Annotated in this window: 16 protein-coding genes and 1 rRNA gene; 11 read left to right on the forward strand and 6 right to left on the reverse strand. The window is 44.0% G+C overall.

All coding sequences use genetic code 11. The features are described from left to right. The first annotated feature begins 6 nt into the window (after window positions 1–6). The 3 genes from R8389_RS00275 to R8389_RS00285 are packed head-to-tail and all read left to right on the forward strand — an operon-like array spanning window position 7 to window position 3,448. Entirely contained in the window at window positions 7–717 is a 711-nt protein-coding gene (locus tag R8389_RS00275; protein WP_317637524.1) for an ABC transporter ATP-binding protein, read from the forward strand. An 8-nt stretch (window positions 718–725) separates the two neighbouring features. Continuing rightward, window positions 726–3,023 (forward strand): ABC transporter permease, encoded by a 2,298-nt coding sequence (locus R8389_RS00280; protein WP_317637525.1) that lies wholly within the window; start codon window positions 726–728, stop codon window positions 3,021–3,023. 47 nt (window positions 3,024–3,070) lie between these two features. Next, window positions 3,071–3,448: a MerR family transcriptional regulator gene (locus tag R8389_RS00285; RefSeq protein WP_317637526.1), complete on the forward strand. Its 378-nt coding sequence runs from the start codon at window positions 3,071–3,073 to the stop codon at window positions 3,446–3,448. Between the two features lie 59 nt (window positions 3,449–3,507). Here the strand turns inward: R8389_RS00285 and R8389_RS00290 are convergent, their stop codons facing one another. After that, window positions 3,508–3,882: a carboxymuconolactone decarboxylase family protein gene (locus R8389_RS00290; protein ID WP_317637527.1), complete on the reverse strand. Its 375-nt coding sequence runs from the start codon at window positions 3,880–3,882 to the stop codon at window positions 3,508–3,510. Window positions 3,883–4,020: 138 nt separating this feature from the next. Between R8389_RS00290 and R8389_RS00295 the strand changes: the two genes are divergently transcribed. Continuing rightward, complete coding sequence (locus tag R8389_RS00295) at window positions 4,021–4,764, forward strand: alpha/beta hydrolase (RefSeq protein WP_317637528.1); 744 nt, start codon at window positions 4,021–4,023, stop codon at window positions 4,762–4,764. A gap of 128 nt (window positions 4,765–4,892) precedes the next feature. Here the strand turns inward: R8389_RS00295 and R8389_RS00300 are convergent, their stop codons facing one another. Genes R8389_RS00300 through R8389_RS00310 form a run of 3 tightly spaced genes read right to left on the reverse strand, consistent with a single transcriptional unit; the run spans window position 4,893 to window position 7,436 of the window. Beyond that, window positions 4,893–5,933, reverse strand: a complete 1,041-nt coding sequence (locus R8389_RS00300) for a zinc-dependent alcohol dehydrogenase family protein (RefSeq protein WP_317637529.1) — start codon at window positions 5,931–5,933, stop codon at window positions 4,893–4,895. Between the two features lie 21 nt (window positions 5,934–5,954). Then, window positions 5,955–6,776, reverse strand: coding sequence for an SDR family oxidoreductase (locus tag R8389_RS00305; protein WP_317637530.1), 822 nt, complete (start codon window positions 6,774–6,776; stop codon window positions 5,955–5,957). Window positions 6,777–6,791: 15 nt separating this feature from the next. Next, window positions 6,792–7,436, reverse strand: coding sequence for an NAD(P)H-binding protein (locus R8389_RS00310; RefSeq protein WP_317637531.1), 645 nt, complete (start codon window positions 7,434–7,436; stop codon window positions 6,792–6,794). Window positions 7,437–7,620: 184 nt separating this feature from the next. On the opposite strand from R8389_RS00310, the gene R8389_RS00315 reads away from it, so the two are divergent. The 4 genes from R8389_RS00315 (at window position 7,621) to R8389_RS00330 (ending at window position 11,000) form a co-directional block, all read left to right on the forward strand. Continuing rightward, entirely contained in the window at window positions 7,621–8,043 is a 423-nt protein-coding gene (locus R8389_RS00315) for a MerR family transcriptional regulator (RefSeq protein WP_317637533.1), read from the forward strand. A 114-nt stretch (window positions 8,044–8,157) separates the two neighbouring features. Then, window positions 8,158–9,021, forward strand: coding sequence for an NAD(P)-dependent oxidoreductase (locus tag R8389_RS00320; protein ID WP_317637534.1), 864 nt, complete (start codon window positions 8,158–8,160; stop codon window positions 9,019–9,021). A 433-nt stretch (window positions 9,022–9,454) separates the two neighbouring features. Then, the gene (locus R8389_RS00325; RefSeq protein ID WP_317637535.1) at window positions 9,455–10,165 is read left to right on the forward strand and encodes a YjjG family noncanonical pyrimidine nucleotidase; all 711 of its coding nucleotides are present in this window, start codon (window positions 9,455–9,457) and stop codon (window positions 10,163–10,165) included. 70 nt (window positions 10,166–10,235) lie between these two features. Then, window positions 10,236–11,000: a pyrroline-5-carboxylate reductase family protein gene (locus R8389_RS00330; RefSeq protein ID WP_317637536.1), complete on the forward strand. Its 765-nt coding sequence runs from the start codon at window positions 10,236–10,238 to the stop codon at window positions 10,998–11,000. Window positions 11,001–11,097: 97 nt separating this feature from the next. Here R8389_RS00330 and R8389_RS00335 read toward each other — a convergent pair whose 3' ends face one another. Then, window positions 11,098–12,108 carry a D-2-hydroxyacid dehydrogenase gene (locus tag R8389_RS00335; protein WP_317637537.1) on the reverse strand — a complete coding sequence of 337 codons (1,011 nt, stop codon included), beginning with the start codon at window positions 12,106–12,108 and terminating at the stop codon, window positions 11,098–11,100. Between the two features lie 321 nt (window positions 12,109–12,429). On the opposite strand from R8389_RS00335, the gene R8389_RS00340 reads away from it, so the two are divergent. After that, window positions 12,430–13,257, forward strand: a complete 828-nt coding sequence (locus R8389_RS00340) for an exodeoxyribonuclease III (protein WP_317637538.1) — start codon at window positions 12,430–12,432, stop codon at window positions 13,255–13,257. 73 nt (window positions 13,258–13,330) lie between these two features. After that, a complete protein-coding gene (locus R8389_RS00345) occupies window positions 13,331–16,171 on the forward strand; it encodes a DEAD/DEAH box helicase (protein ID WP_317637539.1) in 2,841 nt (946 codons plus the stop codon). 45 nt (window positions 16,172–16,216) lie between these two features. On the opposite strand, the gene R8389_RS00350 is transcribed toward R8389_RS00345, so the two are convergent. Then, window positions 16,217–17,230, reverse strand: coding sequence for a serine hydrolase domain-containing protein (locus R8389_RS00350; RefSeq protein ID WP_425604676.1), 1,014 nt, complete (start codon window positions 17,228–17,230; stop codon window positions 16,217–16,219). 728 nt (window positions 17,231–17,958) lie between these two features. On the opposite strand from R8389_RS00350, the gene R8389_RS00355 reads away from it, so the two are divergent. Next, window positions 17,959–19,520: ribosomal RNA gene (locus R8389_RS00355) — 16S ribosomal RNA — on the forward strand. The last annotated feature ends 58 nt before the right edge of the window (window positions 19,521–19,578 follow it).

Raw genomic sequence — 19,578 nt, forward strand, 5'->3', positions numbered from 1 at the left:
CAAATTATGACAAACAAGTCAATTATTGAAATGAGAGAAGTTTGTAAGATCTATCAAAGCGGTAATGAGCAAGTGTATGCGGCCAATAATCTTAATTTAAAGATTACCGATGGGGAATTAGTAGTTATTGTTGGTGCCAGTGGTGCAGGTAAAACAACGCTATTAAACCTATTAGGAGGAATGGATACGGTTTCATCTGGTGAGATTAACGTTAACGGTGTCATGATTAGTAATTATTCGGAAAAGAAGTTGTCGTTATACCGGCGTAATGATGTCGGTTTTGTCTTTCAATTTTACAACTTGATTTCTAATCTGACGACGCTAGAAAACGTTGAATTTTCTAGTAGTTTTGCTAAGAATCCGCTCGATCCCCAAAAAATATTGCAAGAAATTGGGTTAGGTAAAAAGTTCGCTTCCTTTCCAACGGAACTTTCTGGTGGCCAACAGCAACGCGTTGCCATTGCCAGAGCAATTGCTAAAAATCCCCTTTTATTACTATGTGATGAACCAACTGGTGCACTTGACTTTAAAACCAGTAAGGAAGTTTTAAGCCTACTGGCTAATTTTAATAAGACCTATCAAAAGACTGTCATTATTATTACGCACAATTCGGTGCTTGCCCAAATGGCGGATAAGGTAGTTAAAATCAAAGACGGTAAAATTGCCAATATTGCTATCAATAAAAATAAAATGCCAGTCGAAAAATTGGAATGGTAGGTGAGAGTATGGGAATAATATATTTACTCAAAAAATTTCGTAGGGAAATATTTAAGGAAAATGGTTCGCAGCTTCTATCATTAATTATTATTGTTGCAATTGGTATTACCTGTTTTATTGGGTTTTCCAAATCATCCAGTGACTTAGAAAAAACTGTTTCTGACTACTATCGTCATTCAAATTTGGAAGATCTGGAAGTTTCGGGAAATTTCTCTGCTAAGAAAGTACGTCAAATACAAAATATTGCGGGCATCAAGAAAATCGCTAAAAATTATGATTATCAGGCAAGCGTTAAAAAAAACAATTTGTTGATTAATGGCTACAGTAAAAGTAACAAAATTAACCAGTTAACCCTCTTGGCAGGAAATTATCCGCGCCAAAATGAAATTGCCGTTGATCACTTGTACTTTGAAAAAAACCAGCTCAAAATTGGCGATCAAGTTAAACTACTTATTAATGGGCTAAGAGTTAAAGCTAAAATTTCTGGAACGATTCGCAGTCCGAAGTATTTATATTTAACAGAGAATGCTGCTGAACCCTTCCCTAACCACCAAAAGTATGGCTACGGGGTTATACCCAATAAAAGACTGAAAAAACTAGGGTTGCCGGTTAACTCGTTAGTAATCAAGGTGGGAAAATCATCGTCAAGCAACCAGGTAATTGATCGTCTTCACGCTGTTGATCGGAATGCTTTTGTAGTTAAGCGGCAGGATCTTATGAGCTATAACATGATTCATAGCAAATTAACAACAATCAAAAATATTGCTATTGTGATCTCAGCTGTCTTTATTCTCCTAACTATTGCAGTGACGCTAATTAGTTACTCTAAGCAGGTCAGCAACAAAAGAGGAGAAATAGCTATTTTTAAAGCTTTAGGAGTTTCGCGGAAGAATATTTTAATATATTTATTCTTTCCGGGTATTGTTACTGCCATTGTGGGTACAGCTATCGGGTCACTAATCGGTATTCTGATCTTTCCGCAAATAATCAATCAAACTTTGGGAAACTTATTTGATTTCCCTAAAATCATGCAGGGTAACTATTTATCGTTGGTAGCCGGATCATTTATTGCAGTACTGGTGGTCGAATTAATTGCGTTGGTTATTAATGCAGCTAAATTATTAAACGAATCAGCTGCCAATACGATGCGTCCAACCATCAGTAAGGCAAAAGCTGGGACTTTTTTGGCCAAAATACCGGGTATTTGGCGTCATCTTTCTTTTAAGAGCAAGCTGTTAGTGCGTAATATTGCCAGTGGTAAGATTAAGTTTCTGTTTAGTGCGTTAGCAATTGCTTTCTGTGTGACGATCCTAATTTCTTCTTTTGGATTAAAGTTTGCCTTTGGTAACATTGAACAGACAGAGTTTCAGGATGTTCGAAAATATGATCTTAGTGCTAATTTGACTAGTAACAAACAAGGCAAAATTAGCCAAGATCCATCCGTAGTTTACGTTGATAACTATGCTATTGTTCCAGCCAAGGTAGGAAATACTGAGACACACCTAAATGTTATCAATGCCAAAGCTAAAGCAATCAACTTAAGTTCTACTAGTAATGAAAAATTGAGTTTTGCTCATCTTCAGGGAACTTACATTTCTGCTAAATTGGCGCAAAGATTAGCTTTAAAAAAGGGCAGTACAGTAAAGCTCAAGGTATTCCATGATAATGAATACGATAATTTTAAAACGGTCATCAAAGGAATTTATACTAGTTATATGAGCCAGGGCTTTTACACAACTGATGATTATTTAAAAAGTAAAGGGTTGAATATACCTGTCCAAACTAAATTCATCAAGGCTAAGAACATTAAAGGTGAAAAGCAGCGGTTAGATAAAAATCCGTTAGTGAAAAACGTCTTGCTAAAAAGCAAGCAAGCTCAAGGCTATCAGAAGGCGTCGACAGCAGTTAATTCAATTCTGATAATGATTGTACTTATTGCAGCGCTGCTTCTATTTGCAGTAATCTATAACCTCAGTACGATCAACATTGCAGAAAGAAAAAGAGACATTGCAACTGAAAAAGTTTTGGGATTGAGTAGTGGGAATATTAATAGACTGATTCTAGGCGAAAATACTATTTTGGTTACAGCAGCAACCGTCATCGGTATAATTATTAGTCCATGGATGTACAATTTGCTGGGAAATTCGATCGCTTCAGATGATATGTCCTTCCCGACACAACTAAACCTTAATAGTATCCCAATTTCAATCGGTTTAATTATTTTGTTCTTATTGTTGACTAGTCTCTTTCTAATTCAAAAAATTAAGAAAATTAATCAACTAGAAGCCTTGAATGGTTTTGAATAGGAGGTACACTTGTAACTAAACTATAATTATTTAAACAGGTGAGTTGAGTGGAAGACAAGGCATACAAGATTGGGCAATTTTCGAACCAAGTGAAGCTGTCGATTGACACCTTGCGTTATTATGAAAAGGAAAAGCTGATTGTTCCGAAGCGGGATCAGAATAATCGCCGGATATATGATGAAAGTGATTTGCGCTGGATTGAATTCATCAAGCGTTTAAAGCAGACAGGCATGCCCATCAAGGAAATTCAGCAATACTCCCAGTTGCGCTACCAGGGAGATAGCACTATCAATGAACGCTTAGAGCTGTTATACCAACAAAAGGAACGTTTGGCCGCTGAATCTGCGGAGCTTGCACAACATATTGCTTTTTTAAACCATAAGATTGGGGTTTATCAAGCTAAGCTGAAGCGTTATGACCACTAACTAAAAGGGGTACTAGGATAATTACTATCCTAGTACCCCTTATTATCTAAACTACTAAGTTAATTCTTAGCAAAGACTTGCTTGGCAGTGTTCACAGCATTCAGGACCTTAGGAAAGCCGACATAGGGCAGACACTGAATAAAAGTTTCAATAATTTCATTCTTTGTCCAGCCCACATTCAAGGCCGCCTGAATATGAACTTTAAGCTGCGCTGCTGTATCGCCCTGGGTCAATAGACTGGTAATGGTGATCATTTCGCGTTGTTTAAAGTCCAGCCCGGTCCGGTTATAAATATCGCCAAAGGCAAATTCAAAAATATATTTGCCCACGTCAGGAGCGATTCCTTGAAGAGCCGCCATCACGCTGTCGGCCGCCGTGCCATCAACCTGCGCTAATGTTTTTTTGCCTAATTCTAATCTTTTATCTGTTGACATAGATTTATCCTCCTAATAGTTAATATTACAGAAATTATCATAATTGCTGGAGTTAACTCCATGTCAAGGGGACAGCAAATTTATTTACTGGTTGGGCTTTTAGCAAAAACGATTGTATAATTACGTTGAGGTAAGACAATGAAAATAATTGAATTCGGGCAAGACCACACGGAAGTAATTATCTTGCTGCATGGCGGTGGCCTTAACTGGTGGAATTACCAGACGGAGGCGAAATTACTAGCCTCAAAGTACCACGTGGTTTTGCCCATCTTGCCGGGGCACGCGGGCAGCGACCAGGACTTTTATAGCATTAGGCAGTGCGCCCAAGCAATTATTGCGGTAATTGAGCAGAGATACGGGGGCTCTGTGCTGCTAATTGGTGGCCTGTCGCTAGGCGCTCAGGTTGCCGTTGAAATCTTGGCCTTGCGTAAAGATATTTGCCGATATGCCATTATTGAGAGTGCACAGGTAATTCCGGCGCCGCTAACTAAGGCGCTACTGCCCGTGACACTTGCTGCCAGTTACGGCCTAATCAAGCAAAAATGGTTTGCACGCTGGCAGTTTAGGGCACTGAAGATGGCACCAGCTTACTTTGAAGATTACTACCGTGACACGTGTCGTATCAGCCGGCAGAATCTAACGGCAATTTTAGTCGCCAATACCAGTTTCACAATTCCTGTCAGTTTTGCGCAGACGAGCGCGCGGGTAATACTCGTTGTAGGTGGCAAAGAAGGCAGGAAGATGCGACGCTCGGCCGCACTTTTACATAAAGCGCAGCCGGCTAGTCTGCTGCAGATAAAAGCCGGCTTGTACCACGGCCAGTTTGTTCTCAACCATCCCCGTGAATATGCAGCTGACCTAGCTAGAATAGTGGCAAGTTAGTTTGCGTTGCTGTCAATCTTGGCGCGGCTAAATAATTATATTAAATTGAGGATTTTTACCAAAAGAGTAAGAGAAAAGCCTGAATCTGCTAGAGCTAATCTAAGAAGGTTCAGGCTTTGTTTAGTTAATTATTCACTCACAATGATTAGGGATTTGATGGCTTCACGGCGATCCATTGCCTCATAAGCAGCTTGGATTTGGTCTAGTGTGAAACGCTTGGTGAAGACCTTGCCGGGATGGATTTTACCTTGCAGGACTGCATCTAGTAAAACCTTACGGTCAATGCTGGTTACAGGTGCAATGCCGCCCCGCAAACCACTGTTTTTCCAGAACAGGTTATTGGTATTCATTTCAGCTTTTTGCGGTACCCCAACGCGGCCAATTATTGCCCCTGGCCGGCCAACTTGTACCGCGGTTGCAACCGATTGCTCCGTGCCAACGCACTCTAAGACAGCATCGGCACCGTTCCCATCAGTTAGCGCCAGGACCCGTTCGACCGCGTCCTGCCCTCTTTCAGGCACAATGTCAGTTGCACCAAATTCTCGTGATAACTGCTGCCGGTCTTCATGGCGACTCATTGCAATAATCCGCTTGGCGCCGAGCAGTTTGGCGGCAATAACGCCGCACAGACCTACCGCACCGTCGCCGAAAACTACAACCGTGTCACCGGTCTTGACCTCGGCACTGGCTGCTGCATGGTAACCGGTAGCCATGACGTCAGATAAAGTTAAGAGGTCGTTTAACTGGTCGTCGGTATAGTCGTTAGGTTGGCCCGGAATTTTGATCAGTGCCCAAGCAGCGTTTTGAAACCTAAGGTATTCGCCCTGGTAGCCACCATTAGTCCCGCCGGTCTGATTGAGACAGCTGCCGTCAAAACCGGCACGGCAAGCGCTGCAGTAGCCGCAGCCGTGGGTAAAAGGCGCGATGACGAAGTCGCCTGGTTGAACTGCTGTAACTTTGGTGCCGACCGCTTCCACAATGCCAATGGCTTCGTGTCCCACGGGGCTATTATGGGGCCGCTGGGAGATGCCGCGGTACCACCACAGATCAGAACCGCAGACGCAGGTGCGGATAACTTTGATAATTGCATCTGTGTCGGCCTCAATTTGCGGATGGGGGTATTCCTGCAGGGTCATTTTCCCTGGCTCACTAAAAGTTGCCGTTTTCATGATTTTTGCTCCTTATGCTATTTACTTATCACCGTAATAAAATGCGGCAGTGGCACCACCATCGATTAAGAAGGTTGAACCGGTAATGAAGGCACCCTGCGGGCTCATCAATAGTTGGGCGACGTTGGCAACTTCATCGGCCGTTCCGGGCCGGCCAGCCGGCGACTTGGCAAACATTTCTTTGTAAAAGTCGCCTCGGATGCCATTGAATTCGTCTAGCGCTAGGGGAGTGACAATAATTCCGGGAGCAATAGCGTTGAGTCTCGCCCCACGTTTAGCCCAGTTCAAGGCTTCGGCCATTACCCGCTTTTCATTGCAGCGCTTGGCCAGTTGGTAGGCCTGCAGTGTATCTTTGATGTTCTCTTCTTGTAAAAGGTCGAGCTTTAATAATTCTGCGGTTGGGGTTAGTGCCAATTGCTGGTCTTGCTCTGGGGTTAACGCGGGCATGCGGTGACCGGATTGACTGGTAATGGTCACGCCCACACCACCAGCAGCGATGACCTGACCTACTTCTTCCAGCAATACGGCTGTCCCATAGAGATCAACGTTTAAAATGGCTGCGATTGAAGCTTGACTAGGTGACAGGCCGGCGCCGTTAATCAGAGTTGTAATTGGGCCATACTTTTGCCCGGTGGCAATCATCTTTTTAATAGACTCGCGGGAAGATAGGTCCATCTCTATCGGTTCAACGTCAAAGCCGGCTTCCTGCATAACGCGTCCAATTGTTTGCGCGTTATGCAAGCTTTTGTCGCCCAAAATAATTTTCTGGTCAGCGCCCATTCGCCGGGCAATTGCCATACTGATCTGGCCGGCACCAACAACTAACATAACTGGTTTATTCATTATTATTTCTCCTTTTTAATAAACGGGCCTTTTTTCGCCCTCAGTATCTGGATCGGCGATACCAATACTTTCATTAACAAACAAGCTGGGGTTGGCAATGATCTGCAAAACCACATCGGCCATGCTTTGGCGTGATCCGGAAACACCATAATATGGTTGGTCGCGTGTGGTAATAGTGTACTTAACTTCTGCCCGGTCATTGAGCCACGGTAAACGCAGGGTGGTATATTTGAGTCCGGAGTCAGCTAATAGCTGGTCGGAATGGATGGCCTCCTGCAAACCAGGCAGTACTTGCTTATAATTCCAGCGCCCAAACTCACCGCCGACTTCATTGTATATTCCGAGAATGTTGGAAAAGATAACCCGCTGGACATCGTGCTTGGTCATGGCTTCTATAACATTGTGCGTGATCACATTGTCAGGACTATGGTCAACCATCCCAACGAAAACTAGGTCTTGCCCGGCGACTGCACTGTCAACGTCTGGGGCACTCAATAAGTTGACTTCTAAGATGCGTGCCCGATCTTGCAAATCAATCAGCCGGCGCCTGTTGCGTAGCCCCAAAGTCAAGTGCACCTCTTTGAACTTAGGTTCCTGCGAAATGCGCTGTTCGACTAGCTGGGCAATTTGTCCGTTGGCTGCTAAAATCAATAAATTCATTATTTGCCTCCTGTTTTTTTAGATTGTATTTATCTTAGGTCATTAGCCTAACTATAAGGCAAGTGGAAAATATAAGGAGTTATTTTCTTTGTTTGATAGTATTAGTTAGCCTCGAAAAAATTTTTGCTTTCGAGTAACTTTACACTGTACTATAAAGATAAATTAAAAGAAGGGGAAAGAGCCAATGAAATATAATGTGCAAGAAGCAGCTGATAAAATGGGTTTGACGACTTATGCATTGCGTTACTACGATAACAATGGGATGTTGCCTTATGTGAAACGCGATGAAAATAATAATCGAATCTTTGATGATGTTGATCTCGAATGGATTCAAATCATTATTTGCTTGCGTGGAACGGGGATGCCGTTAAAGAAGATTCAATATTATTTGCAGTTAGTTACTCAGGGAGAACAGACGGTTCCCGAACGCTATCAAATTATGTTAGAACAACAGCAGCAAACGCTAAGAGAAATCACTGAGCTTAACCAACATTTGATGACGATCAATAAAAAGGTGGCCCACTATGCAGATATCCTAATTAACCCTAAACCGGATTCTTACGTGCCTTCTAATATAAAAACTAAGGCCGCTAAGACCACTACTTAAAACCAACTATGAGTAACTGCGACTTTCTTTAACTTGATAATTGCCGTATTAAAGCAGTGGTTTGGTGGTATGATGAAGCTTATCAGGATAGTATTGCTAAAGGGAGTGATTTTGATGAAAATTGGTTTTATCGGAACAGGCGTGATGGGTAATGCGATTTGCCTAAATTTGCTGAAGGCTCATCACCAATTGTGGATTTATAACCGGACCAAGAGCAAGACGGATAACTTAGTCAAGCATGGTGCAAATTGGTGCGCTAGCCCGCAGGCAGTAGTTGAAAAAGCTGACGTAATTTTTACGATGGTGGGCTTTCCGGCTGATGTTGAGCAAGTTTACCAGGGTACTGACGGTATTTTGGCGGGCGCGGTCAAGGGAAAGTACCTCGTTGACATGACCACCTCGAAGCCGGCTTTGGCCCAGCAACTATTTGATGCAGGTGAAAAAGTAGGCGCTAAAGTCTTGGATGCACCGGTCTCGGGCGGCGACCTGGGGGCCAAGAATGCTACCCTAACTATTATGGTTGGCGGTGATGAAGCGGCATATGAAGATCTGGAACCGGTGTTTAAGGACTTTGGCAAGACGGTGCACTACTTTGGTCCTGCCGGCGCGGGTCAAAACACCAAGATGGCCAATCAGATTATGATTGCGGGCACAATGACGGGGATGACCGAGATGCTGGTTTATGCCGAGAAGGCCGGGCTGGATTTGGCGACCGTTTTAGCAACGGTTGGTGCCGGTAGTGCGGCTAACTGGAGTCTGGCTAATTACGGTCCGCGCATTCTTAAAGGGGACTACACGCCCGGCTTCTTTAGCAAGCATTTCTTGAAAGACTTACGCATTGCGTTAGAAATGGCTCAAGAGATGGGGATAGAGTTACCGGCTACGCAAGAAGCCCAGCGTTTATATGAAATTCTGGTAGATGACCAGGGTCTGGGCGACTTAGGTACGCAGGGGCTGATCAAACTCTGGTGGAAATAACCGTAAATTAACCACAAAAGGAGCGACTTCGATGGAAGTCGCTCCTTTTTGAGTGGCCGGCAAATTTTATTCGGCTGATAGAGCCGGATTAATGTCTAATTAGTGCAAAGGCTAAGCAGCTTATCCCGCCAAGTAGCAGGAGTGGTACCAGCAGGTGAATCAAGAATACCGCCACCAGTCCACAAGCTAACAAGAAAAATAGTATTTTAATCAGGCCCAGACCGAGTTTAGCCAGTAGCCAGATAGAACAACAAAGCAGTATTAGTGTCAACATGCCCAATCACCCCTTCAGTATGTAGTAAGAGCAAGTATAGGATGTTTTGGGTAGAACGAATAGGGAGTAGCGATAAGTTTTAAAAATAATTAATTATCTTGCTCCAAGTTCAAAAATTGATATAATAGTCTTCCACGAAAAATTGGAAGGAGGAGCAATTTGCGTTTTAAACAAATAATTTTTGATGTCGATGACACGCTGATTGATTTTGCTGCTACAGAGCATTTTGCTTTGCACAGTCTTTTTAACGCACATCACTGGCAACTAACAGATGACTTGCAGCGCCGCTATCATGCCTATAACCAGGGATTATGGCGTCAGCTTGAACGGGATCAGATCAGTTATGACCAGTTAAGTCGGACGGTATTTAGGCATTTTTTTAAAGAAAATCTGGGGGTAGAAGTCGACGGCACGGCAATTATGAATGAATACCGGTCCTACTTCAGTCAAGCATACAAGCTGCTCCCGGGCGTTGAAGACACTTTGCATTTTGGGCAGCGGCATAACTACCAGCTGACCGTTCTCAGCAATGGTGAAAGCTATATGCAGCGGCAGCGTTTAGAACTAGCGGGCATCTGGAAGTACTTTTCTTTGATTGTCACTTCTGAAGAAGCGGGCTGCTCTAAACCAGATCCGCAGATTTTTGACTATTTTTTTAGTAAGGCCGAAATTGGCCCCGAAGAAACAGTCTTCTTTGGGGATGGTCTGCAGTCTGATATTTTGGGAGCAGAGAACTACGGTTTTGCCAGTGTTTGGTATAACCATCGTCACCGTAAAAACACGTTGAACTTACATCCACTAGCTGAAGTGGATAATTATCCGCAATTTGTTACCCTCCTCAAAAACGATTTTCGCACTAAACCGGTATAATAGAAGATAAGCGTAGTTAATAACTACCAAGAATAAAGTTGCTTTTAAGATTAGGAAAGTAGGGAAAACTATGAAAGTTGGATTCATTGGAACCGGTAAAATTGGCACGGCGCTTGTTAAGGGATTGTTGCATGCGGGGATAGCAGGACAGGAGATCTTTGTTTATGCTGGCGGTCATGAATCAGCTCGCCAGCTCGCTGCTCAAAATGATCTGCAGGTAGTCAATGATTATGCGGAATTTGCCACCTGCCAGGCGGTAGTTGTGGCGGTGGGCGGCCCGATTATTGAGACCATCATTAAGGAGCTGGGGCAAAGGTACCACGGCATTATCCTGTCAACGGGTGGCGGAGATCTGACTAAGGTCAACCAGGACTTACCAGCTGGTTCTTCTTTTGTTAAAATTGTTCCTAACACACCCGTACAGATTGGTGAGGGCATCACGGCCGTTAGCTTTGTTCCTAATGAACAGGCGGAAGTGGTCGAGCCGGTTAAAGCAATTTTGGCCTTGCTGGGTGAGGTCTATATTGTGCCAGAAAAGCTCTTGGGTATTTATGGGACTGTTGCGGGTTGTGCACCGGCTTATGTGGACTTAATGATTGAGGCCTTGAGTGATGCAGCTGTCCAAAATGGCGTCAACCGCGCTGAGTCTTACCCATTAATTGAAAAGATGCTGCTGGGTACGGCCAAGCTGGCCCTGGCTGAACACAAGTTGCCAGAAGAATTAAAAGACGAGGTTACTACGCCCGGTGGCAGCACCATTAGGGGCGTGGTGAAGCTGGAAGAAATGAACTTTCGCAACGCATTGATTCAAGCAATTAATGCATCAGCTAAGTAATAATTGCTAAACAAATGGCTGAGTCTAATTGGACTCAGCCATTTTTGGTAAAAAAAGACGCTACATCATAGTAGCGTCTTTTTAGAAAAATTATTTTTTAAAACTCTTTGTCCAAGTCAACTGGAGTTTCAGGCTTTTCATTCTTGATTAAATTCAAGTTGTTGTCAAAAGCCTTAATAACCATGTTACGAACAGCGTGAGTTGTGTAGAAGGCAGTATGTGGTGTTACCAAGACATTTGGCCGGGCAATCAAGTCTGCTAGGCGTTGGTCAGGAAATTCTTTGCCACTGAAGTCATTATTGAAGATACCAACTTCGCCTTCATAAGTGTCCATGACAAAACCAAAGATTTTACCGGAATCAAGGCCACGAACTACGGCATCAGTATCAACTAATGGTCCCCGAGAAACGTTAACAATCACGACATCATCCTTCATCTTGCTGATGGATTCATCGTTAATCATGTGAACATTTTCTGGAGTATCAGGAACGTGGACAGAGATAACATCAGCTTGCGCATAAAGGTCATCTAGAGTATCTACATAGTAGCCTTTTTGTTCCAATACTGGGTTTCTGAAGACATCATAAGCGATCACTTTGGCGCCAAAGCCTTCCATAATCCGCATGAAAACTTGACCAATGTGGCCAGTACCGATAACCCCAACAGTTTGGTCGCGTACTTCCCGGCCGATGGTTGGAGCCCAACGCAAGTCATGCTTAGCAAGCTTCATATCCATCTCTTTGTCTTGACGCAGTACTCTGGCAGCTTGAATGGCAGCATGTTCAGCGATTGCATCTGGTGAATAAACCGGAACATTAGTCAACTTAAAGCCGAGTTCCTTGGCCTTCTTCAGGTCAATGTTGTCAATACCGACGTTACGGATAGACCAGTTGTGGATACCTAACTGGTCTAAAGCCTCGATTGTGTCTGCCTTGTAGTCCAGTTGCTGGTAGGTAACAACACCATCAGATCCTTCAGCTAAAGATGCAGTTTCAGGTGTCAAAAGTTTATCGGTAAAATCAACTTCAACGTCTGGGTGAGCTTCTTTCCATTCGTGTACATATGGTTCTTCATCTTTACGGATGGCGTAAGCAAAAATTTTAGTCATAAAGTCTAACCTCCATAGATTATTATTATTATTATTATCCTCTTGTGCTATTATACACTTGTTACTTATGAAATAAAAAGATAAATGATGGAATAATTATGTCCCCTAAAACGCTAATATAGCGGTAATCGCTTACATGGATTGCCGCAGGCTAGTTTGCCTTACGGCCGTTGGCTTAATAAATTTTTTGTTAAAATCGTGAAAATGATAACAGCTCTTGTGCACAGTAAAAAAACCAACGGTAGAGCAAATAATTGCTAGAGTTTTAAGTTAACTAAAAAAATTATATAATAAGGAAGCACAAATAAAAAGGAGAAAAAAATGATCTTAATTTCGTGGAATATCGATTCGCTAAATGCCGCCCTAACTGGTACTTCTTCAAGAGCGGTTGAAACGCGCAAAGTACTGCAGAAAATACATGACCAAGCAGCAGAGATAATTGCCATTCAAGAAACCAAGTTACGTGCAACGGGACCGACTAAGAAACACCAGGAAGTTTTGGCAACAGAGTTTCCAGAGTATGAGTTGGTCTGGCGGTCAGCGGAAGAACCCGCCCGTAAAGGTTATGCTGGCACAATGTACTTGTACAAAAAAGACCTTAAGCCTAAGGTCACTTACCCTAAAATCGGTGCACCAGCACCAATGGATGATGAGGGCAGGATTATTACTTTGGAATTTCCGAAGTTTTTTGTAACCCAAGTTTACACGCCTAATTCGGGAAATGGCTTAAAGCGGTTGAGTGAGCGGCAGGTATGGGACGAGCAGTATCTTAACTATCTGAAAGAATTAGATCAGCAAAAGCCGGTTCTGGCCAGTGGCGATTACAATTGTGCCCATACAGAGATTGACCTGAAGCACCCGGACAACAACCACCATTCCGCTGGTTTCACGGATGAGGAGCGGGCAAACTTCAGTCAGCTCCTCGAGGCCGGTTTTACCGATACCTTTAGAAGGGTAAATGGCAAGGTCGAAGGTGTTTATTCTTGGTGGGCTCAGCGGGTAAAAACCGCCAAGGCCAACAACTCGGGTTGGAGAATCGATTATTGGCTTACTAGTGACCGGATTGCGACTAAGGTGAAGCGGTCTGAGATGATGGACACCGGTGTCCGTGCCGATCACTGCCCAATTTTACTAGAAATTGACCTGTAAAGTTGTTAATTAAAGAAATCCAAGGTTTGGGTTTCTTTTTCTTTTGTGTAAAATGAGTGCAGAGGCGATAAGAATGAATGAACCGTTACAAGATGCCATACTGAGTGGCTTATATGATTCTACCTATCCAGGTCACGAACTACTCAGCCCCAAACTACTACAAAATATGAAAGATGATAATATTTGGTTGACTTTGCGGCAAGAACTGTTGTCTTGTCAGAGTTTTACGTGGGCGATTGCCTTTGTGACCCAGGATATGCTGGTGCCTTTTAAGGTGGTCATGGCTGATTTGGCTCGCCAAAAAGTTGCCGGCACCCTGATCACCGGCAATTACTTGGCCTTTAATGATCCAAAAGTTTTTCATGAATTGCTGAAAATTCCTAATTTAAATGTCCGGATTGCCCAAAAGGATGGCTTTCATGCCAAAGGCTATCTCTTTGAGCATGAAGACTGGCAAACTATTGTGATTGGTAGTGCCAACTTTACCCGCTCAGCCCTGCTACGTAATTATGAATGGGCGCTAAAAGTTAGCTCAAGAGAAAATGGTGCATTAACGCAGCAAGTTGCCAGCCAGCTGCAAGAACTATCAAAGGACAGTCAGCCCCTAACGCTTGATTGGCTTAAAGAATACGAAAGTGGTTGGGTAAGACCGCAAGTACAAGCGCGTCCTAGACAGGCACCTGCTCCTGAAATCACGCCCAATCAGATGCAGAAAGCGGCTTTAAAAGAATTACAGGGTTTACGTGAAGCGGGCCAAGAGCGCGGCTTAATTGTATCGGCAACCGGTACGGGCAAGACTTACTTGGGTGCCTTCGCTGTTAAGGACTTCAAACCGCGTAAGTTCTTATATCTTGTTCACCGCGAGCAGGTTGCTAAAAAAGCCCTAGCTAGTTTTTATCGGGTAATTGGCGGCGACCGGCGTGACTATGGCCTGCTTACGGGGCATAAACATGAACTTCAGTGTAAGTATCTCTTTGCGACCGTGCAAACTTTAAGCCAGGATGATCTGCTGGCCAGTTTGGCGGCGACTGAATTCGACTATATCTTAATTGATGAGGCCCATCGAGCTGTTGCTCCGAGTTACCAAAATATTTTTGCTAAGTTCAAGCCGGCTTTTTGGCTTGGCATGACGGCAACACCTGAGCGAATGGACGATCAAGATGTTTACCGGCTTTTTGACTATCATCTAGCCTATGAAATTCGTCTGCGGGGTGCCCTAGAGGAAAAGATGCTGGCCCCATTTCATTATGTTGGGGTGGAAGACTATGAAGTAGACGGACAAAGCATCGACGAAACGACCAACTTACGCAACTTACTGAACCCTGAACGCGTGGATTATGTACTTCAGCAACTGGACTACTATGGTTATTGCGGTGATTGCGCCAAGGGGCTAGTTTTTTGTAGTCGGCAAGCAGAGGCGCGGGAATTAGCACGGCTTTTTTCGGCGCGCCAGCATCCTGCTGTTGCCCTTACTAATGAAGACAGTGAAAACCGGCGCGCTCAAGTTGTTGACCAGTTGGAACAAGGAAAGATCGAATATATTATTACGGTTGACCTCTTCAATGAAGGTGTCGATATTCCTGCCCTTAACCAGATCATCATGCTTCGTAATACTCAATCCAGCATTGTTTTTATCCAGCAGCTGGGCCGGGGCTTGCGCAAGTATCCTGGCAAGGACTATGTGACGATAATTGACTTTATTGGTAATTATAAAAATAATTACCTGATTCCAATTACCCTAAACCAGGATCCCAGTCGTAGTATTGATCGGGCTCGGGCAGAAAGTAAACTGCCGGGTTTTATTGATGTGTCGACCATTAACTTTAGCCAGGTTGCATCAGAAAAGATACTGGCTTCACTTGACCGCATTAAGCTCGATAGTATCAAGGAATTGCGCCAGTCCTACTTTGATCTAAAGAAAAAGCTGGGGAGGATCCCCTTACTACTAGACTTTGACCGGTATGGTTCGACTTCGCCAACAGTTTTTGCTAATAATCAGAGCCTGGAAAATTATGGCCAGTTTTTAGTGAAAATGGACGAGCAGGTCCAGCTTAGCCGAGCTGAAAATGCGGTTCTGTCTTTTGTGACCAAGGAACTTTTGAATGGCAAAAGGCCACATGAGCTGGTGCTTTTGCACTTGTTATTAACTCAAGACAAGGTTAGTCAGAACGAATTTGAGCAAGCTCTACATAATTGCGGCGCTTACGTTGACGCAGCTGTTTTAAACTCGGTTGATGCCATCCTATCGCTTAGTTTTTTTGATATTAAACAGGGGAAAACGACGAAAAAAGCCCAGTACGGCAACCAGGCTCTGGTTGAGCGACCAGATTTGTTTACCTACAAGTTAAATCCTCAGCTTGCCCGTTCTTTGCGGGAGCATGATGCCTTTAAACGGCTGTTTAACGACGCCGTTGAAACGGGCTTAGCCCTAAATCGGGAGTATGACAACCAGCAACAATTTACGCTTTATCAACAATATGATCGCAAGGACGTGTGCCGCTTACTAAATTGGCCCAAGGATGTTTCAGCACCGATGTATGGTTATCGGGTAGGTAAAGGGGAAACTCCAATTTTTATCATTTACCGTAATGAGACGAAGCAGCAACGCAGTGCCTTATACCACAATACCCTTGAAGATGGGCGGAGCTTGCGTTGGTATACTCGAACACCGCGTCATTTGCAATCAGATGAGGTGCAACGGCTGTTGACAACGCCGCAGATGAAGCTCCACATATTGGTCAAGCAGAGTGATGCGGTCGGCAAGCAGTTCTTCTACTTGGGCCAGGCCGATATTTTGCAAGAGACTGTGAGAGAAGAGGAATTAGGTCCCAAGAAAAAGGCTGCCGTGGGGATGGATTTGCTACTCAGGCACCCCTTACCTGCTAAAATGTATGAATTACTATTTGTAGAATAAAAAAAGCTGCGATAGATTTATCGCAACTTTGGTTAATTGTACACGTTAACGTGCACTGAAAGTGTTGGGTTTAATGTGTTGTAAAATTTTGTAGCCGATATCTTTTTCATCGTTTTCGCGGTCATTAGTTTGATTCAAAAACATGACAATTCCGTTCTGATTATCGGTGGTCAGCTGTACCCAGGAGCCAAAGTGGGTTGTTCGAAGACTGCCGTATGCCAGTTTTAGCGAGTCATTATTTTTCAAATACATTCCCCCGGAATAGTTATTTACTTTACTCTTTAAGTGGGTTAGGTAATGAAAATCAGTCTGACTAAGAATAGTTCCGTTAGTTAAGCCAACCTGGATTTTGTAATACTCGTCCGGTGTAGTAAATAGGTTGGCTGCACCAGGAACCTGTGAAACAACAAATTGTTTAAGGTGACTTGATTTTTGGTAATTCTTGCGACCATTTGAGAAGTAAGAAATTGGGTCGGTTTTGCCACTGGGGATGTTTTGATAAAGGTAAGTGTTCTGTAACTTCAGCTTGTCAACGATGCGGGTCTGGAAGTTGCTTTCATAAGATTTACCAGTAATCTGCCTGATGATCCCGGCCAGCAGAATATAATTACTGTTGTTGTAAAAGTAACTTCCGACGGCATTCGACTTAGATGAGTTAATATTGTTGGTGACCCAATTAATCGCGTCTGGTTCAGAATAGACATAGTTGCGGTTGATTTCAGTACCGATTGCCGTGATTCCCGAGGTATGGGTCAATAAGTTGCCGACTGTGATTTGCTTGGCGTTTTTTAAAGTGGGGTACCACCGCGAAATCTTGGTATCTTGATCAAAAGCCTGCTTAGTATTGCTTGTTTCATTGATTAGCTGAACGATCATGGCCCCGGTAATTACTTTTTGTAAAGAAGCAGTTGGGTAAACGATCATCGGATTACCGTTGCCAATCCGCTTGCCATACCAGGCATAACCATAACTAATGGTTTGGGGGACACCGTTTTTGACCACGGTAACGACGCCGCGAACATGATTTTGTTTAAATACCTTTCTGACGAAACGATACATTTCGGTTTGATCAGCCGTAGTTGTCGCTGCTTCTGTTTTAGCAGTTCCGGTAGTTATTAAGGTAGTGGCTGCCAAAATAAATGCGGTAATTAGTGTAAAAGACTTGTGTTTCAAAATATTAGTTTCCTTTCCGTAAGTGGTGTTAGATATATTATAAGCTAGTAACAGTATGCAAAAAGATTAAGTTTGTTTAACAATCTTATTTTTATTTGTTACATCATAAATAAACAAAATTGATTTTGCTGATCGAAGGTACCGCAAAGACAAGAACAGTCTCCGTACTGGTGCGATATTAATATATCAAAGGCTAAAGTGTTAAATCCGATAATGATTAAAAATAGAGCACGTTAAGAATACTTTCAAAATAATATCTGCACGCAAGATAGCTCTATTGAAAAAATGTCAGAAAAAATAACTAAAAAAGCTTGCAAAAGGGAAAAATAGTTGCTAGTATTAATAACTGTCGTCAGGGCAAGAAGCAGTATAGCGCAGAGCCAGGCGACGAACAAAAGCCCAACTAAAAGAGTTGACAAAGAGCAACCGGTTAGGTAAGATAAGAAAGCTGTTTTGCAAGAAACAGGGAAGTAGTACCTTGAAAACTGAACAATGTTTTCGCAAAGTGTGCGGGTTATAAAAACCCAAAACAAAAGAGCGAAGTCAATTTCGCAAGCAAATAAATCCAAGATTAACATCTTGGAAAACAAATGAGCAAACATCAAACCGAATGTAAAAATGAGAGTTTGATCCTGGCTCAGGACGAACGCTGGCGGCGTGCCTAATACATGCAAGTCGAGCGAGTGAAGCAGTAGAAGTCTTCGGACGGAAACAGTGGAACGAGCGGCGGATGGGTGAGTAATACGTGGGCAACCTGCCCTCTAGCTTGGGATACCACTTGGAAACAGGTGCTAATACCAAATAAGAAGTAAGAGCGCATGCTCAAGCTATAAAAGGCGGCGTAAGCTGTCACTAGAGGATGGGCCCACGGTGCATTAGCTAGTTGGTAAGGTAACGGCTTACCAAGGCGATGATGCATAGCCGAGTTGAGAGACTGAACGGCCACATTGGGACTGAGACACGGCCCAAACTCCTACGGGAGGCAGCAGTAGGGAATCTTCCACAATGGACGCAAGTCTGATGGAGCAACGCCGCGTGAGTGAAGAAGGTTTTCGGATCGTAAAGCTCTGTTGTTGGTGAAGAAGGACGTGAATAGTAACTGATTCATGTTTGACGGTAATCAACCAGAAAGTCACGGCTAACTACGTGCCAGCAGCCGCGGTAATACGTAGGTGGCAAGCGTTGTCCGGATTTATTGGGCGTAAAGCGAACGCAGGCGGGAAGACAAGTCAGCTGTGAAAGCCCTCGGCTTAACCGAGGAAAGTCAGCTGAAACTGTATTTCTTGAGTGCAGAAGAGGAGAGTGGAACTCCATGTGTAGCGGTGGAATGCGTAGATATATGGAAGAACACCAGTGGCGAAGGCGGCTCTCTGGTCTGTAACTGACGCTGAGGTTCGAAAGCATGGGTAGCGAACAGGATTAGATACCCTGGTAGTCCATGCCGTAAACGATGAGTGCTAAGTGTTGGGAGGTTTCCGCCTCTCAGTGCTGCAGCTAACGCATTAAGCACTCCGCCTGGGGAGTACGACCGCAAGGTTAAAACTCAAAGGAATTGACGGGGGCCCGCACAAGCGGTGGAGCATGTGGTTTAATTCGAAGCAACGCGAAGAACCTTACCAGGTCTTGACATCTCCTGCAAGTCTAAGAGATTAGATGTTCCCTTCGGGGACAGGAAGACAGGTGGTGCATGGCTGTCGTCAGCTCGTGTCGTGAGATGTTGGGTTAAGTCCCGCAACGAGCGCAACCCTTATTATTAGTTGCCAGCATTAAGTTGGGCACTCTAATGAGACTGCCGGTGACAAACCGGAGGAAGGTGGGGACGACGTCAAGTCATCATGCCCCTTATGACCTGGGCTACACACGTGCTACAATGGTTAGTACAACGAGGAGCAAGCCTGTGAAGGCAAGCGAATCTCTTAAAGCTAATCTCAGTTCGGATTGCACTCTGCAACTCGAGTGCATGAAGCTGGAATCGCTAGTAATCGCGGATCAGCATGCCGCGGTGAATACGTTCCCGGGCCTTGTACACACCGCCCGTCACACCATGAGAGTTTGTAATACCCAAAGCCGGTAGGATAACCTGCAAAGGAGTCAGCCGTCTAAGGTAGGACAGATGATTAGGGTGAAGTCGTAACAAGGTAGCCGTAGGAGAACCTGCGGCTGGATCACCTCCTTTCTAAGGAAGCAAATAGGTGGAGAGTAGGAATACTAAAAGAAGCCTAGGAGCAGGAAGC

This window comes from Lactobacillus xylocopicola (genome assembly GCF_033096005.1).
GTDB classification, from domain to species: domain Bacteria; phylum Bacillota; class Bacilli; order Lactobacillales; family Lactobacillaceae; genus Lactobacillus; species Lactobacillus xylocopicola.

Excerpts from the sequence above, each read along its gene's own strand:
- R8389_RS00275 (WP_317637524.1), top strand. The coding sequence starts at position 7 with ATGACAAACAAGTCAATTATTGAAATGAGAGAAGTTTGTAAGATCTAT.
- R8389_RS00280 (WP_317637525.1), top strand. The coding sequence starts at position 726 with ATGGGAATAATATATTTACTCAAAAAATTTCGTAGGGAAATATTTAAG.
- R8389_RS00290 (WP_317637527.1), bottom strand. The coding sequence starts at position 3,882 with ATGTCAACAGATAAAAGATTAGAATTAGGCAAAAAAACATTAGCGCAG.
- R8389_RS00295 (WP_317637528.1), top strand. The coding sequence starts at position 4,021 with ATGAAAATAATTGAATTCGGGCAAGACCACACGGAAGTAATTATCTTG.
- R8389_RS00300 (WP_317637529.1), bottom strand. The coding sequence starts at position 5,933 with ATGAAAACGGCAACTTTTAGTGAGCCAGGGAAAATGACCCTGCAGGAA.
- R8389_RS00305 (WP_317637530.1), bottom strand. The coding sequence starts at position 6,776 with ATGAATAAACCAGTTATGTTAGTTGTTGGTGCCGGCCAGATCAGTATG.
- R8389_RS00310 (WP_317637531.1), bottom strand. The coding sequence starts at position 7,436 with ATGAATTTATTGATTTTAGCAGCCAACGGACAAATTGCCCAGCTAGTC.
- R8389_RS00315 (WP_317637533.1), top strand. The coding sequence starts at position 7,621 with ATGAAATATAATGTGCAAGAAGCAGCTGATAAAATGGGTTTGACGACT.
- R8389_RS00320 (WP_317637534.1), top strand. The coding sequence starts at position 8,158 with ATGAAAATTGGTTTTATCGGAACAGGCGTGATGGGTAATGCGATTTGC.
- R8389_RS00330 (WP_317637536.1), top strand. The coding sequence starts at position 10,236 with ATGAAAGTTGGATTCATTGGAACCGGTAAAATTGGCACGGCGCTTGTT.
- R8389_RS00335 (WP_317637537.1), bottom strand. The coding sequence starts at position 12,108 with ATGACTAAAATTTTTGCTTACGCCATCCGTAAAGATGAAGAACCATAT.
- R8389_RS00340 (WP_317637538.1), top strand. The coding sequence starts at position 12,430 with ATGATCTTAATTTCGTGGAATATCGATTCGCTAAATGCCGCCCTAACT.
- R8389_RS00345 (WP_317637539.1), top strand. The coding sequence starts at position 13,331 with ATGAATGAACCGTTACAAGATGCCATACTGAGTGGCTTATATGATTCT.
- R8389_RS00350 (WP_425604676.1), bottom strand. The coding sequence starts at position 17,230 with ATGTATCGTTTCGTCAGAAAGGTATTTAAACAAAATCATGTTCGCGGC.